This is a genomic window from Marivirga sp. (assembly GCF_051117495.1).
Lineage (GTDB): Bacteria > Bacteroidota > Bacteroidia > Cytophagales > Cyclobacteriaceae > Marivirga.
Genome location: NZ_JBNPEF010000025.1, coordinates 15,663 through 30,415 on the forward strand (window position 1 = coordinate 15,663; position 14,753 = coordinate 30,415).

15 protein-coding genes and 2 pseudogenes are annotated in these 14,753 nt (G+C 34.8%); 6 read left to right on the forward strand and 11 right to left on the reverse strand.

Annotated elements, in window-relative coordinates; translation table 11 throughout:
* The first annotated feature begins 44 nt into the window (after positions 1 to 44).
* A pseudogene (locus ACFE0M_RS13055) lies at positions 45 to 1,688 on the forward strand (M1 family metallopeptidase).
* A 365-nt stretch (positions 1,689 to 2,053) separates the two neighbouring features.
* Positions 2,054 to 2,707 carry a hypothetical protein gene (locus tag ACFE0M_RS13060; RefSeq protein ID WP_434546218.1) on the forward strand — a complete coding sequence of 218 codons (654 nt, stop codon included), beginning with the start codon at positions 2,054 to 2,056 and terminating at the stop codon, positions 2,705 to 2,707.
* 143 nt (positions 2,708 to 2,850) lie between these two features.
* On the opposite strand, the gene ACFE0M_RS13065 is transcribed toward ACFE0M_RS13060, so the two are convergent.
* Positions 2,851 to 4,650: an acyl-CoA dehydrogenase family protein gene (locus tag ACFE0M_RS13065; RefSeq protein ID WP_434546219.1), complete on the reverse strand. Its 1,800-nt coding sequence runs from the start codon at positions 4,648 to 4,650 to the stop codon at positions 2,851 to 2,853.
* Positions 4,651 to 4,655: 5 nt separating this feature from the next.
* A complete protein-coding gene (locus ACFE0M_RS13070) occupies positions 4,656 to 5,312 on the reverse strand; it encodes a transglutaminase-like domain-containing protein (RefSeq protein WP_434546220.1) in 657 nt (218 codons plus the stop codon).
* A 122-nt stretch (positions 5,313 to 5,434) separates the two neighbouring features.
* On the opposite strand from ACFE0M_RS13070, the gene ACFE0M_RS13075 reads away from it, so the two are divergent.
* A complete protein-coding gene (locus ACFE0M_RS13075) occupies positions 5,435 to 6,061 on the forward strand; it encodes a TetR/AcrR family transcriptional regulator (RefSeq protein ID WP_434546221.1) in 627 nt (208 codons plus the stop codon).
* Here ACFE0M_RS13075 and ACFE0M_RS13080 read toward each other — a convergent pair.
* The 7 genes and pseudogenes from ACFE0M_RS13080 to ACFE0M_RS13110 form a co-directional block, all read right to left on the reverse strand.
* Positions 6,058 to 6,510 (reverse strand): annotated as a pseudogene (locus ACFE0M_RS13080) (DMT family transporter). The gene ACFE0M_RS13075 and the pseudogene ACFE0M_RS13080 sit on opposite strands and share 4 nt — an antisense overlap.
* 19 nt (positions 6,511 to 6,529) lie before the next feature.
* Positions 6,530 to 7,477, reverse strand: a complete 948-nt coding sequence (locus tag ACFE0M_RS13085) for a ring-cleaving dioxygenase (RefSeq protein ID WP_434546222.1) — start codon at positions 7,475 to 7,477, stop codon at positions 6,530 to 6,532.
* An 11-nt stretch (positions 7,478 to 7,488) separates the two neighbouring features.
* Positions 7,489 to 8,127 carry an alpha/beta hydrolase gene (locus tag ACFE0M_RS13090; RefSeq protein WP_434546223.1) on the reverse strand — a complete coding sequence of 213 codons (639 nt, stop codon included), beginning with the start codon at positions 8,125 to 8,127 and terminating at the stop codon, positions 7,489 to 7,491.
* A 124-nt stretch (positions 8,128 to 8,251) separates the two neighbouring features.
* Positions 8,252 to 8,638 (reverse strand): HEPN domain-containing protein, encoded by a 387-nt coding sequence (locus tag ACFE0M_RS13095; RefSeq protein WP_434546224.1) that lies wholly within the window; start codon positions 8,636 to 8,638, stop codon positions 8,252 to 8,254.
* Between the two features lie 107 nt (positions 8,639 to 8,745).
* Entirely contained in the window at positions 8,746 to 8,955 is a 210-nt protein-coding gene (locus ACFE0M_RS13100; protein WP_434546225.1) for a nucleotidyltransferase domain-containing protein, read from the reverse strand.
* 113 nt (positions 8,956 to 9,068) lie between these two features.
* Positions 9,069 to 10,121, reverse strand: a complete 1,053-nt coding sequence (locus ACFE0M_RS13105) for a maleylacetate reductase (RefSeq protein ID WP_434546226.1) — start codon at positions 10,119 to 10,121, stop codon at positions 9,069 to 9,071.
* Between the two features lie 3 nt (positions 10,122 to 10,124).
* Positions 10,125 to 10,901 carry an IclR family transcriptional regulator gene (locus ACFE0M_RS13110; protein WP_434546227.1) on the reverse strand — a complete coding sequence of 259 codons (777 nt, stop codon included), beginning with the start codon at positions 10,899 to 10,901 and terminating at the stop codon, positions 10,125 to 10,127.
* Between the two features lie 98 nt (positions 10,902 to 10,999).
* Between ACFE0M_RS13110 and ACFE0M_RS13115 the strand changes: the two genes are divergently transcribed.
* From ACFE0M_RS13115 to ACFE0M_RS13125, 3 genes are all read left to right on the forward strand, one after another.
* Complete coding sequence (locus ACFE0M_RS13115; RefSeq protein WP_434546228.1) at positions 11,000 to 12,343, forward strand: 3-oxoacid CoA-transferase; 1,344 nt, start codon at positions 11,000 to 11,002, stop codon at positions 12,341 to 12,343.
* A 98-nt stretch (positions 12,344 to 12,441) separates the two neighbouring features.
* Positions 12,442 to 12,669, forward strand: a complete 228-nt coding sequence (locus ACFE0M_RS13120) for a hypothetical protein (RefSeq protein WP_434546229.1) — start codon at positions 12,442 to 12,444, stop codon at positions 12,667 to 12,669.
* Entirely contained in the window at positions 12,666 to 13,022 is a 357-nt protein-coding gene (locus tag ACFE0M_RS13125; RefSeq protein WP_434546230.1) for a type II toxin-antitoxin system PemK/MazF family toxin, read from the forward strand. Before ACFE0M_RS13120 ends, ACFE0M_RS13125 begins: the two co-directional genes overlap by 4 nt.
* 145 nt (positions 13,023 to 13,167) lie before the next feature.
* On the opposite strand, the gene ACFE0M_RS13130 is transcribed toward ACFE0M_RS13125, so the two are convergent.
* Both ACFE0M_RS13130 and ACFE0M_RS13135 read right to left on the reverse strand, forming a co-directional pair.
* The gene (locus tag ACFE0M_RS13130; protein ID WP_434546231.1) at positions 13,168 to 14,142 is read right to left on the reverse strand and encodes a VOC family protein; all 975 of its coding nucleotides are present in this window, start codon (positions 14,140 to 14,142) and stop codon (positions 13,168 to 13,170) included.
* A 260-nt stretch (positions 14,143 to 14,402) separates the two neighbouring features.
* Entirely contained in the window at positions 14,403 to 14,720 is a 318-nt protein-coding gene (locus tag ACFE0M_RS13135; RefSeq protein WP_434546232.1) for a hypothetical protein, read from the reverse strand.
* Positions 14,721 to 14,753 lie beyond the last annotated feature (33 nt).

Sequence of the window (14,753 nt, forward strand, 5' to 3'; positions counted from 1 at the left end):
TATTTACCTTTCATCCAAAATTTCTAATTGATCAATAAATTCATATGCAGAATTCACCTTTTAAGACCGTTGCAATCCTTTTATTATCTTTTTTCAGCTCATTGCTATATGCACAAAAGCAATTTACTAGGACTGACAGTCTCAAAGGCGGGCTCACGGAACAAAGGATTTGGTGGGATTTAAAATATTACCACCTGCAAACTGAAGTAAAGCCAGATAAAAAATAAATATCAGGTAGTAATTTGATTCGATACAAAGTATTAAAGCCTCATCAAATCATGCAAATAGATTTACAAGAACCTATGCAGATTGACAGTATTATTCAAAATGGTAAAAAGCTACAATTTAATACAGAGTTTAATGCCCATTTTATCCAATTAAAAGAAAAACAAAAAAAAGGTGAATTGAATGAATTAACGGTTTACTATTCCGGTAACCCCAGAGTCGCAAAAAATGCTCCTTGGGATGGTGGATTTACCTGGAAGAAAGACCAAAATGGACAGCATTTTATAGCTACAGCCAATCAAGGAATAGGCGCTAGTGTATGGTGGCCTTGTAAAGAGCATCCTGCTGATGAACCGGACAGCATGCTCATTAGTGTGAATGTACCCAAGCCATTGGTGGATGTATCGAATGGAAGATTAAGAGAAGTCGAGGAGCATAAAAACAGCCAAACTTTTCATTGGTTTGTAAGCAATCCGATCAATAATTATGGGGTTAATCTCAATATTGGTGATTATGTAAATTTCTCTGAAAAGTATAAAGGCGAAAAAGGAATATTAGATTGTAGTTATTGGGTTTTAAGCTATAATCTGGAAAAGGCTAAAAAGCAATTTCAGGAAGTACCCAGAATGTTAGAAGCCTTTGAATATTGGTTTGGCCCCTACCCTTTTTATGAAGACAGTTATAAATTAGTGGAAGCCCCTTATTTGGGAATGGAACATCAAAGTTCTGTGACTTATGGCAATGAGTTCAAAAATGGCTACAGAGGAAGAGATTTAAGCCAAACCGGCTGGGGCTTGAAATTCGATTTCATCATCATCCATGAATCAGGTCATGAATGGTTTGCCAATAATATTACCTACAAAGATGTAGCGGATATGTGGATTCATGAAGGATTTACGCACTATTCTGAAAACCTATTTTTAGATTATCATTACGATTCTTTGGCGGCCAATGCTTACGTGCAAGGAGTCCGTTCCTCTATTCAAAATGACCGGCCGATTATCGGAGAATATGGTGTTTCTTACGAAGGCTCAGGCGATATGTATTACAAAGGTGGGAATATGCTTCACCTTATCAGACAACTTTTTGATGATGATGAAAAATGGCGACAAACTTTGAGAGGATTGAATAAGGAATTTTATCACCAAACAGTCACTACTGAACAAATAGAGAATTATATTTCAGAATCATATGGCAAATCTTTGGATAAAGTTTTTGACCAATATTTAAGAACTACGCAAATCCCTACTTTCACTTTCAGGGTATTAGAAAACCAATTGCTTTACAAATGGGAAAATACCGTTGATGGATTTGAAATGCCGATAAGAATTTTCATTAATGGGGAAGCAGAATGGCTTCAACCCAATTCCAAAAGCTTTAAGGCGCTAGAAAATTTGCCTGAGAATGCGGATATCTTGGTGGATCCTAATTTTTACGTAGGGAAGTTTAATTTAACAGAATAGCCCTCTAACCCTCAAAAGCCCCCAAACACCCAAAGGGGGGATTGGCATTATCAAATATACTATGAAGAGTTGGAAACTCGAAGTTGGACAACTGTCAGCTAAATCAGACCGAAGGTCAGAACGGAAGTTTCCATGGAAGCTAAAGATTGAAGCTCAGCAATTGGACTGGTTTCAGCCATTAAAAATGAAAAATTCAACTTATAGAAAATTGATATCCGGTAGTCCGTCTAAAGGCTAGGTGAACAAAGAAATTGATTTATAGGAAAATAGGATGCTTATCACTTTTAATTCGAAAAATTCTCATATTGATAATTTTTTGTAATTTCATATTTTAATGAATTTAAAAACAAACCAAAACACTGATAATGAAACGACTATTTCTACCCATACTAATCTTATTAAATTTAAATCTCTTAGCTCAAATTCAAGAAATTGATGAACCGTACCAAAAAGGAAAAGTAGAAAATGGATATAGAGTAGGGATCTGGCATTACTATGATTCAAAAGATGAAATAGCCGTCTCTTTTGATTATGATTCAAATAAATTAATCCACATCAATAAAGACACCTCTTCTTATCTACTATACGATGATAAATGGAAAAGTCTTAAGCCAGACAGGCAAATAAGATATTTGGGAAGTCATTTTTATCTATATGATTTTTTGGCAATGAACCTTTCAAGCACCTATTCTTCGGATGCTGCGAAGAAAAATATCAATACAATAATTTTATTGGAACTAGAATTTGACGAAAAAGGAGTATTGGTTAAAAAAAATATCATTGGCAAACACAAAGAATATTTTGAAGAAGGTATCTTAGAAGTGACTGCATCAATTCCTGAATATTGGATTCCAGCAGTTTATAAAGGGGAAACTGTGAAATCTAAAATAGCTTTCCCATTAATTTACACTAATAAAAAGAATGAAAAAAAGCAACCTAAGGTAGAAGATATTGATTATGATGGAAAACTTATGGGAAGTGTTAAAATTATTGGATACGGAGTTAGTGTGAGAAGGTAAATATTAAGATTTCTATGAAAACCTTAATAAAATAAATTCTTATATACTATAATTTATTGACCAATGATAGAAAAATTTAACAAAAGAGAGATTGGATACATCTCTCTTTTATGAGATATAATTTTCTAAAATTAATAAAAGAACTAAAACTTATATTCCCCTTCATCAAGAAGTCTTTGGGCTACTCGCCTTCTAACATCTTTTACATTGAAAGCTTCTGTTTTAGTAAAACGCTTTAATGCCATTTGCATCATTTTCAATTCATCTCCCTCTGAAAATGACCATAAGGCTTCTTCTGCTGAATTTTTAATTTCTTTTACCGCCTCCAGCATAAATAATTGACAGATATCGATTTGAGTAGCACTCGCTTCTTCACCTAAAGTTTCTTTAATTCTCTTGGTTTTCACTATAACAGATTCCACCATATAAATTTGAATTAGCATATCGGCTACATTCATTAAAATTTCTTGCTCATCTTTCAGCTTCATCATCAGCTTTTGGGCTGCTGCTCCGGCTATGATTAAAGTGATTTTCTTTAAGTTTTCTAATACCTGAGTTGCATGTTCTAAGTTATCAGTATTTTCATTTGGTGTTAAAGAAGGAATATTGGTCAGTTCCTTTTGAAGAGCTGTGGCAGCATTCATTAAATCCAGCTCTCCATTCATAGCCTTTTTCAACAGCATATCCACAATCAACATGCGGTTGATTTCATTGGTGCCTTCGAATATCCTGCTGATTCTTGAGTCACGATATAATCGAGCCATAGGTGCTTCTTCGGAAAAACCCATTCCACCGTAAATTTGTAAGCCTTCATCTACTGCAAAATCCTGCGCTTCAGTACCGAACACTTTGATGATAGCACATTCAATTCCATAAGCAACAACCGCTTTTGGTTTTGCTTCCTCGACAGACATTCCTGATTTTAGGTATTCTTGTTCTTTTTGGTCAATTAGTTCTCCGGTTCTGTAAGCAGCAGCTTGAAGCGCATAAGTTTTGACTACCATTTTAGCCAGCTTTTGCTGTATAGCACCAAATGAGCTTATGGATTGACCAAATTGTTTACGGTTTACGGAATATTCAACTGCATAATTAATTGCCTTTTTAGAAACACCTAATCCACCGATTCCGAGTTTTATTCTGCCCGTACTCAAAACATTTAATGCCATTTTAAAGCCCTCTCCTCTTTTGCCCAAAAGGTTTTCTTCAGGAACTTTAACATCATTCAAAAATACTTGTCGAGTTGAAGAAGCTCTAATACCCATTTTATCCTCTTCTTCTCCTAAAGTCAAACCTTCGTAGCCCTTTTCTACTATAAATGCGGATAAATTTTGATCATCTTCAATCTTGGCAAAAACGGTAAACACATCTGCTATTCCTGCATTCGTAATCCACATTTTCTGTCCTGTCAAATAATAGGCTTTTTCAGCTTCATTATAAATCGCTTTGGTTTTACCAGAATTGGCATCAGAACCGGCATCAGGTTCTGTCAGGCAATAGCAACCTTTTGACTTTCCCGAAACCATATCAGGAATATATTGAGCTTTCTGCTTTTCATTACCATATAATAAAATTGGAGCGATTCCGATGCTGGTTTGAACACCAATGGCTGGGGAAAACTCAGTCGTTTTCGCCATTTCCTCAATTACCCTTAAGGTAGTATTAAAACTCACTTCTATTCCACCATAATTTTCAGAAACACCTAAACCTAGTAGCCCTAAATCACCTGCTTTATGCAGCAACTCAATAGTTTGGGATAAATCTTTTTTCTTTTCTAATTCGTCAGCTAATGGTAAAACTTCTTGCTCTACAAATTCTTTTGCAGAAGCTACCATCATTTTCTGTTCTTCTGAAAAATCAGATTCTATAAAAATATTTTCTGGTATTTTATTGATTAAAAATGAACCACCAGTTTGTGAAGGGATTTGCTTTTCTTTAGTTTCCATAGTTTTTATTTGATAAGTAATAAGTTTCTTTCTTGTATTTGGACTGCTAAATGAGGGTAATGCTTTAATAATTCATCCATGAATAATTGATAAGGAATATCTGCGAAATGACCATATTGATGGAGATACTCCATAAATTTCCCTCCATTTTCATTATACTCTTGGAAAATGGAATCATCATCTGGATTAAATTCCAAGGGTTTTACATTAAGCTTTTCACAAAGTTCTCTATTAAAAACAGGGGTCACTTTAATCCATTTATCATGTAAATAAATTTCAGCATAGCCGTGAAAAACCAATATATCAGTATTAAGAATTGCCTCAAGTTTTGCAGTACCTATATGGTTTCGGACATTGGCAAAACCCAATCGAGCCGGGATTCCAATTACGCGGCAAGCTGTAGCAAATAGACAACTTTTTTCTACGCAATAACCATAATCTCTTTTAAGCAAACTACTAGCTTTCATATCTTCTTTGGAGAAATGAAGCCTGTAGGGATCATATCTAAAGCCATCACGAACAGCGTAGTATAAGTATTTTACCTTTTCAACATCCTTTTTTGCACCAAAAGTAACATCCTTTGCAAATTGCTGAACATCAGGATGGTCAGCATTTATAAATTCAGCTGATTTTAGGTATTTATTTAATCCCTCCTTTAACATCTTTATAATTTAGGCATTTATGCCTAGCAAATGTAATAAAGAAATCTTAGAATTAGGCATGTTTGCCTAATATTTAATTTAGGAATTAAAAATGCTTAATATTGTGTGAGATTTCCATTCAAATGAAGACGAAAGAAAAGATATTAGAAACCGCTCGCATACTATTCAATACTCATGGAATTTCTGCTATATCCAGCAAATCTATAGCAGAAGAAATGGGGATTAGTTATGGAAATTTATGCTATCATTTCCCGAAGAAGGATGATATTATTCTACAACTCTATCTTAATATGCAAAAGAATGTAGAGCAGCAGTTTAAAAATATCAAGGAAGAAGTCATCAACTTAGAATTTATGTTAAGCCGACTTAAGATTCTCTTTGAAGAAATCTACAAGTATAAGTTTATCTATTTGGGAATTACTAAAGTTGTGCGGCATTTTGATCACATCAAGAAACACGCTCAAGACCAATTTGACCAAAGGTGGAATATTTTGGATACCATATCTGGATTTTTAATTGCTAATGGATATATGAAAGCCTTTAAAGATGAAAAGCAAAAAGAAATGCTAATTCACGCTTTATTAATGGTAAGTAATTCTTGGATTTCAGATGCTGAAGTATTCTACAAGGGCAAAGACCAAGAAAAAATTGATTACTATATGCAAGTCTTCTTTAATCTGGTCAGACCCACTTTAACTGAAAAGGGATTGGAAGGATTTAAGAAAGTGTATGAGCAAAAAGCATCTTAATATTTTCTAATCAACAATACACCCAAAACCAAAAACACAACGCCTAAAACCCGTTGCCAGTTAATTTCCTTAACTGAGAATCCCAATAAACCAAAATGGTCTAAAATCAAGGAGATTATCATTTATCCTCCCACTATTAGCGAAAAGGTTAAAGCAGTTCCTAATTTTGGGGCTATAATAATAACTGAAGCCACATAAAAAGCACCCAAAATTCCAGCTGTCCAGAATATAGGGGAAACAGATTGAGTTGCTGATACGGTATTAAAGTTGAATTTAATAGCTAATAAATAGATAAAAAGCGCAATTGTACCTATTAAAAAAGAGGCAAAAGCTGCAAAAACTGGTTGTTGTACTGTTTTACCAATTTGAATATTAAATCCTGCTTGAATAGGTAAAATTGCCCCAGCCAAAAAGACCAAGAGCATTAGGAATACTGTAGATTTTGCCATCTCTATGAATGAAATTGAATTATTTTTGATACTCCATTAAACCCGCTTCAATTTTAGCTCGATGTGGTTCTTGCCAATCTGGTAATTTCAATGTGCTCCCCAATTCTTCATTGCTTTCATCTACTAGAAAACCAGGTCCTTCTGTTGCCACTTCAAACAAAACACCTCCAGGTATTCTGAAATATATAGATTGAAAATACTTTCTATCTTTAACTTCAGTCACTTTCAAGCCTAACTCATTCACTAAGTAATCTCTGATTTTCAGCGAATCCTCAATTTTTTCCACTCTATGAGCTACATGATGCACCGTCCCAATTCCATTTTTTCCTTTTGGTAAATCTCCAGCATTCATAACCACTAGGGAATTGCCAGCACCACCAATACTGCTATTCAAGTGAACGGAATCACCTTCTCTGGCTGTTTCTTCGTAGCCAAATACACTTAAAAACTTTAAAGTTTCCTCAACATCAGCAATAGCTAATAACACATGATGAATACCAATAAGATTTTCTTTTTCTGAAATATCTTCGGTCTTCCAAACAGGAGTTCTTTTATCATCAGCATCTTCAATAATCGCAATATTTAGACCTGAAGGGTCTTTAAATTGAAGCTTTTCTTTTCCAAAGCTTTCAAGTTTTGAGAAATTTATACCATTGCTTTTCAATCTTTCTTTCCAAAAAGACAAGCTGTTTTCAGGCGCAGAAAATACAGTTTCAAAAACCTGTCCAGAACCGATTATTCCATCTCTCACACCTTGACCTTTATAGGGAAAAGTAGTGAAAATAGTGGAGGGCGAACCGATTTCATTGCCGTAATAAAAATGATAAACATTTTCATTATCGAAATTAACCGTCTCCTTAATCAGACGTTGACCTAATATTTTGGTATAAAAATCATAATCTTCTTGCGCATCGCTAACTGTTGCGGTGATATGATGTAATCCTTTTATTATTCCCTTAAAGTTCATTTTCTGATATTTTATAATGAGGTTAACATTTCATTGACTTTCTGAATTTCATCCTCGCAAATAATATGGTCCATCCCCTCATAAACTCTTTTATCTACTTTAGCACCCATTGGGGCCACCACCTCTTCCGACTCATGTAAGCGGTGTTCTGGAATATGATGGTCAATATTGCTACAACCTATAAAAATCTCCGTGCCTTGAAAATCTCCGCTGTAGTTGCTTTTTTCAATATGCGGACCAATCAAACCTCCACTCAAAACAGCAATACCTGCATATTTTTGAGCATTTCGAGTTGTATATTCCAAATTTAGACAGGCTCCTTGAGAAAACCCTAAAACAAATATTTTATCGTTCGAAATACCATGATCATTCAAATGCTTGATAATATTAGCTAGGTTTTTCAACGCAGAATCCAACCAAGGTTGATTTTCGCTCCAATCTTCCATAAATCCTTTTGGGTACCAAGTATTATTAGTGGCAATAGGAAAAACTACAGCCATATCATCCGCAATATTTAAACTTTTTACTAATTCCTGCATTTTAGAAGAATCATCTCCCCTACCATGCGTCATAATAATGGCACTTTTAGCATCTTCTAATGAAGCTCCTTCAAAAATAGTGTTCTCAAAAAGGTGTAAATTTTCAGACATCATCCAATATTTAATACAACAACAATATATGTACATACAACAAATTTTACAAAGGAAGGTTTGGAATAATTTTAAAAGATTACTTGCGAAATATTAAAGAAAAAGAAGTTATTGTAGAATAAAATTAGTCAAGATGCTCTTCTATTGATTTAATTAAATCAGTAACAGGTTGAAAATAAGGTGTTACTTTTTCTTCGGTAAAATCGAATAAATCAGAATAATCTCCCTTTTGTCTCCAAGTAAATAATTGAGAATATATTCTACCTATTTCAGTTGTGAATAGTCCCGTTTTAATGAAATGTTCCGAAAATATACTTTTAGCTTCATTATGTGTAGTAGAATAATGATTATCTTTTAATAATAGAGCTGTGACTGCATAATAAGCTGAATAATAAAGCCTGTTAATAGCAGAATTCCATCTATTATTGCGAGCTAATAACTTCGCATCCTCGAGAGTTTCCTTAGCACGTTCCAGACGATATTTTATCAAATCTTGGTTTGAGCTACTCATTTGATTCGAATACCTTCATTTAAAATACTGTTGTAGAGAGGAGTAATTTTATATTTATCTTCCCATTCTCTTTTTGAATAAATTAAAGGGGAAATTATTTGACCGGTTTACAATTCTATATCATAGAATTCATCCATCATCTTTGTTTCAGTGGTAAAAGGTACTTTATCAGAATTCATCAAAACTAGCAAATCCCAATCAGAGGAAACAGAGGCATTTCCTCTTGCTTGCGAACCAAACAAATAGATTTCTGCATCAGGATATTTTTTATCTGAAAGACGTTGAATTTTATTAATTATACTTTCTTTCTGAGTCATATTCTAATATACGATTTTTTTAATTAATGCGATTAAAAAGATAACTGACTTATAATTTTGGATTTCAATAACTCTAAAATAAAATTAATAGACATAAGTTTGAAAAGATAATTCTACCCCTCCAAACTTCCCTCATAAGCATGCTGCAACATATCCACTAATTTAGCTTTTTCAAGTGGGGCTACATTTTCGTAAGGTTTAGCTAGCACAGTTTCCACTGCTTTCTCGATATCTTCCATTTTGAAACCTATGCTTTTTAAATCGGTTGGTCCTCCTGCTTTTGCTGAAAGTTCTTGCAATTTATGAGCAGGCTCAGTACCTAAAACTTGTACAAAATCGCCTTTTATTTCTTTGGAGAGGTACTCCCATTGGTAGTTTAAAACAAACGACTGTAAAACGGTGTGGACATAAGAATGCTCCAATTTGAACGAACCGCCCAATACATGCGCCATTTTATGGTGCAATGACATGCTTACTTCACACAGGCATTTCCCGGCTAAATAAGCCCCAAACTGAATATCGATATTGGCTTGCTCAGTCAGTTTTTGTTCACGAGCCACTTCTTCTAAACCTGACTTAATTTTTTCTACCCCTAACAAGGCATGATGCCGAGTTACTGGATTTCCATTAGGAGCATAAATAGCTTCCATTAAATGAGCCATGGCATTCATGCCACTAGTTACGGCAAGACTTAAAGGTAAGCCAGCAGTCAATTCTGAATCATAAACCACCACTTTTGGCATAACATCCATAGATTTCCCAGTGGTTTTGCCTTCCTCTGAGCTAATTCCCCAAATGTTGGTTTGCTCTGAACCAGAATATGTAGTAGGAACTGCCACAATTGGCAACTTTGTCTCAAGAGCTAAAGCTTTTGCCAAACCAATAGCTGATCCTCCTCCAAATGCTAATAAAACATCCGGCTTTTCCTCTTTCAATTTCACCATGGCTTTATCTACCAACTTTTGGGGAACATGTTGAATGATTTCAGGAAAATAGTAAAGTTTTTCTTTTCCTAATGCATCACTCACTGCATTAATTTGAGAAGCCCAGCGCTCCTCTCCCATCGCCATTACTTTTTTGTAATCGGCTAAAATAGTAGGCAATTCAGCAGTTTTACCTTTTCCAAAAAATACTTGATTAGGATATGATGTATATATAAAGTCCATGATTTATAATTTATGTATTGCATTTTCAATTTGAGCTACTGTGCTCTTTAAATGTGGGAGAAATCTCTCCAACATTTCATCTTTGCTCACTCTGCTGGCATGTCCGCTAATATTCAATGCAGCAATGGTTTTTCCATTTTTATCTTTAATCGGACAGGCAATTGAACGAACCCCAATTTCCAATTCTTGGTCAGCCAAAGCCCATCCTCTTTCTCTCACTAATTGTATGCGTTCAATCAATTTCTCTGAATCAGTAATCGTATTAGGGGTTAATTGTTCCGCTTTAATTCCTCTAATAAATTCTTGCATTTCATGATCAGCTAAGCCAGCTAACAAAACCCTTCCCATGGAAGTCGCATAAACGGGCAACCGAGTACCAACTCCTAAAGAAATCGTCATAATTCGGTTTGTTTGTACTCTGGCTACATACACAATATCATAGCCATCTAAAACCGACATAGAACATGATTCATTCACTTCTTGAGCTAGTGTTTTCAAATAGGGTTTAGCCAATTCCTGAAAGGGTAAAGAGGATAAGTAGGAATAGCCCAATGTCAACACCTTCGGACTTAAGCTAAATTGCTTTCCATCTTCTGTTTGCACAAATCCTAAATACTGAAGTGTCAATAAAATCCTCCTTGCATTTGCCCTGGTCAAGTCCACCTTTTTGGATACTTCCGTTAAGGTCATTTTATCATTTTCTGCATCAAAGGCTGCTATTACTTTCAATCCTTTTTCAAGAGATTGTACAAAGTCTGATTTTTTGATAGATGGTTCCATTCCGTAAATATCTAACTTAATTTTTAAATATTTGTTCTTATAATAAACTTATGTTCATATAATGAGTTATATTTTGACCGTAAAACAAGAATATACAAATGAAGAATATACCCATTATTAATGCAAAAGAAGCTGCTAGCAAAGTTAAAAATAATGATACCATTTTATGCGGAGGTTTCGGTATGACAGGCGCACCTGTTCACTTATTGCATGCATTAGCGGAAACCAGCCCCAAAGACTTAACCTATATTGGAAACAATGTGGGAGAGCCAGGTTTGGGTGGTGATAGGTTATTAACCAATGGCCAGCTCAAGAAAATGATTGGCTCTTATTTCACTAGTAATCCGAATGCAGTTAAATGGGCACAAGATGGCAAAGTAGAATATGATTTATTACCTCAAGGTACCTTAGGTGAAGCCATTAGAGCGGGTGGAATGGGAATTGGTGGATTCTATACTCCAACTTCAGCAGGAACCGTTTTGGCTGAAAAAATGGAAACCAAAGTCATCAATGGTATAGAGCAGGTTTTTGTAGAAGGAATAAGAGGAAATGTAGCTTTTATCAGAGCCTGGAAAGCTGATACAGCTGGAAATTTAACTTACCGAATGACCGAGCAAAACTTCAATCCTGCTATGGCTACCGCTGCTGATATTGTGATAGCCGAAGTAGAAGAAATTGTGCCAGTGGGTGAATTAGACCCAAATCAAATCCATACCCAAGCTTGCTTTGTGGATTTTCTGGTTGAAGCCAAATTACAGAAGGAACATTTAGGTTCTTCTGCATCAGTAGGAAGTAAAAAAGCCGGTGAAGACAGGCTGAATATTGCTCGAAGGGCATTGAAAGAATTGCAAAAAGGAGATATTGTCAATCTTGGAATTGGAATTCCTACTTTAGTGGCTGATTTGATTAAAGAAAAAGACGGCATTATCCTCCACACCGAAAACGGAATGTTAGGCGTTGGCCCCGAACCAGCGGATGGTAGCGGAGCCATGACAAATCCTGTTAATGCAGGGAAAATCCCCGTGACAGCTGTGAAAGGTGCCAGTTATTTTGATACAGCTACCTCATTCGGTATGATAAGAGGCAAACATGTGGATGTTGCCATTATGGGCGGATTGGAAGTAGATGAAAAAGGAAATTTAGCCAACTGGGCTGTTCCTGGAAAACCTCTACTAGGAGTAGGTGGTGCGATGGATTTAGCTTCCGGTTCTAAAAAGCTCATTATTACCATGAACCACAACAATAAAGATGGTAGTCCGAAGTTGGTAAAATCATGCGAATTACCCATTACCGCTATGAATGCTGTGGATATGGTGATAACGGATAAAGCCGTTTTCAAAATGGGTGAATCCGGTTTTAAGTTGGTGGAGTTAATGCCAGGAGTAAGTTTAGAAGAAGTGGAGAAAATTACTGGAGTAGAATTTTTAAATGGATTGAAATAAGTAATAATGTTAAAATGAATTTTAGCAATCCAGAAATTTAAATGATAAGGCTGAACTGACTTTTGTGAAATTCCGTTTAATTATTTAAATTTCATGAAATGAAAACATTTAAGAAGAAATATAAGGTCAAGAATAATCAACTTATAATTGATTTGCCAAAAAATTTTAATGACATCTCAAATGTAGTTGTTACAATTGAAGAAGACTTAAATGACCATCAAAAAAAAATAGAACTGATGAAAAAAGCTTCCAAAGACCCTTTATTTCTGGCAGATATTAAGGAAGTTAATTATGACTTCAAATTTGCAGATTCTGATGCTTTATGAACTTTTCGAAATGGTCAATCTTTAGAGCAAATTTAGACCCTGTTATTGGTTCGGAACAAGGCAAATCTAGACCAGTTCTCATAATAAGTGAAGACTACATAAACGATTTACTAAATGTTGTAAATGTAATTCCAATCACTAGCAGGAAAGAAGGTCGAGATATATATCCTAATGAAGTTTTATTAAAAGAAAATAGTTATGGCCTTGAAAATGAGTCTATATTATTGTGTCATCAAATTCGTTCAATAGATAAAAAGAGGTTATCAAAGAAATATGGTTTTATTCAAGATGACAAAACTAAAAATGAAATCTTTGATGCAATTATTTTTCAATTCGGAATACCAATTTCCTGATATTATTTATAATATTTTCATTACCCCTGACCAACTTTTAACCTGTCAAGGTTATAAAAGAAAATCAATATTAAATTTTTAATATAAAAAAGCATACCCCAATAACTCAAGATATGCTTTTCAAATTCAATTCTTTAGAAGAACATTAGTCTTTCAAATAATGAGGTACTGTAATTTTCTCTAAAGGCTTAATTAATTCCTCTCTTCTATCTTCAAAGAATGGAGGTAATAATAATTCATGGCCTAGTAAATCGGCTGGCTCATCTACTGCAAATCCTATATCGGAAGTAGCAAATTCAAATAGTTGACCGCCTGGAGTTCTGGTATAAATCGAATGGAAATAGTTTCTGTCCTTAATTTCCGTCACATCCGTATAACCTGTTCCCTCAATGTAAGCTTTCAATTCAGCACTTTGCTCGTCATTTGCAGTGGCAAAAGCAATATGGTGAGGAATCCCCACTCCAAATGTCCAGCTTCCTTGAGGTAAATCTGGCTCATGATGCAGTTCAATTACTCTTCTAGCTCCTCCATCTTTAATGTGGTAGCGATGATATTGACCTTCTTGACCTACCTTGTTAAAACCAAGCGTTTCAGTTAAGTACTTATCCATCATTTCTACTTCTCTGACAGATAAAACTGCACTATGCAATCCTCTGATACCATTATCTTTAGAGATTTCATCTGTTTGCCAGGCATTTCTATTATCATTGGCATCACCAAAAACGCCAATTCCAACTCCAGAAGGATCTTCAAAATGAATCATTTTCTGACCAAATCGCTCTAGAATTCCTGAATTCTTCACTTTGTGTTTATCCAAATGCTCTTTCCAGAATGGTATTGCATCAGGATGAACAGAAAAGCCTGATACTTCAATTTGGCCTGAGCCTTTCTTACCGTAAACTCCTGCTTTTTTGAATGGAAACGTAGTCCATACGGAACCAACCTCAGCATCTGCATTCGCGTAATACAAATGATAAACACTCGCAGAGCCATCAAATAAAACTGTTTGCTTAATCATTCGCATCCCCATTACTTGGGTCACGAAATCAATGTCTTCCTGGGCGCTTCCTACACTCACGGTTAAGTGGTGCAAGCCCGTAATATATTCGTTCGGATTCATGTGTATATAATTGTTTTTAAGTTGCCACATGTAATAGTCAAGGTTTACCATCCTAGTTAACCAACCTTCAATGACCTGTTATATTCATTTCGGTTGGCGTACTACATTTATGACTATTTCATAGTAGTAAAATTTTAATTTATAAGTATGAAGATAACCATAGAAAATAGAGGTTGTTCTACTATTTAAACAAATGTTTACTATATGAACATAAATCTTAACTTAGTTTAAGATTGCGGTAATTGAGCTATTGGAAAACTTCATATTTTAAGTGTTTCTGCCATCAGTTCATCTGCCTGGTCCCAATCCATATTTACAATAGCAATAGAATAGAGTGTTGGCATTTCTTTACTATATTTTTCCCTCAAGAGCAGATCTATATCATTAAAAAGAAGTCCTTTAGTCTTTCCAATAACCAAAGTTTGAGGGCGAGTTTCATAAGTTCCATCTTTTAATCGCTTACGCATCTTTGCTTTTTCAATCATTAATGCATTGAGGATTAATTTTCTTTCAATAAGCAAATCTGTTATTTCGATTGCTTGTTGTTCCGTGTTGGTTACTATATGAATTAAAACCATGATTTTGGAATTTAGGGGTAAAGATTATTTAAA

Coding starts and splice junctions, on each gene's coding strand:
- ACFE0M_RS13060 (WP_434546218.1), top strand. CDS start 2,054: ATGAAACGACTATTTCTACCCATACTAATCTTATTAAATTTAAATCTC.
- ACFE0M_RS13065 (WP_434546219.1), bottom strand. CDS start 4,650: ATGGAAACTAAAGAAAAGCAAATCCCTTCACAAACTGGTGGTTCATTT.
- ACFE0M_RS13070 (WP_434546220.1), bottom strand. CDS start 5,312: ATGTTAAAGGAGGGATTAAATAAATACCTAAAATCAGCTGAATTTATA.
- ACFE0M_RS13075 (WP_434546221.1), top strand. CDS start 5,435: ATGAAGACGAAAGAAAAGATATTAGAAACCGCTCGCATACTATTCAAT.
- ACFE0M_RS13085 (WP_434546222.1), bottom strand. CDS start 7,477: ATGAACTTTAAGGGAATAATAAAAGGATTACATCATATCACCGCAACA.
- ACFE0M_RS13090 (WP_434546223.1), bottom strand. CDS start 8,127: ATGTCTGAAAATTTACACCTTTTTGAGAACACTATTTTTGAAGGAGCT.
- ACFE0M_RS13095 (WP_434546224.1), bottom strand. CDS start 8,638: ATGAGTAGCTCAAACCAAGATTTGATAAAATATCGTCTGGAACGTGCT.
- ACFE0M_RS13100 (WP_434546225.1), bottom strand. CDS start 8,955: ATGACTCAGAAAGAAAGTATAATTAATAAAATTCAACGTCTTTCAGAT.
- ACFE0M_RS13105 (WP_434546226.1), bottom strand. CDS start 10,121: ATGGACTTTATATATACATCATATCCTAATCAAGTATTTTTTGGAAAA.
- ACFE0M_RS13110 (WP_434546227.1), bottom strand. CDS start 10,901: ATGGAACCATCTATCAAAAAATCAGACTTTGTACAATCTCTTGAAAAA.
- ACFE0M_RS13115 (WP_434546228.1), top strand. CDS start 11,000: ATGAAGAATATACCCATTATTAATGCAAAAGAAGCTGCTAGCAAAGTT.
- ACFE0M_RS13120 (WP_434546229.1), top strand. CDS start 12,442: ATGAAAACATTTAAGAAGAAATATAAGGTCAAGAATAATCAACTTATA.
- ACFE0M_RS13125 (WP_434546230.1), top strand. CDS start 12,666: ATGAACTTTTCGAAATGGTCAATCTTTAGAGCAAATTTAGACCCTGTT.
- ACFE0M_RS13130 (WP_434546231.1), bottom strand. CDS start 14,142: ATGAATCCGAACGAATATATTACGGGCTTGCACCACTTAACCGTGAGT.
- ACFE0M_RS13135 (WP_434546232.1), bottom strand. CDS start 14,720: ATGGTTTTAATTCATATAGTAACCAACACGGAACAACAAGCAATCGAA.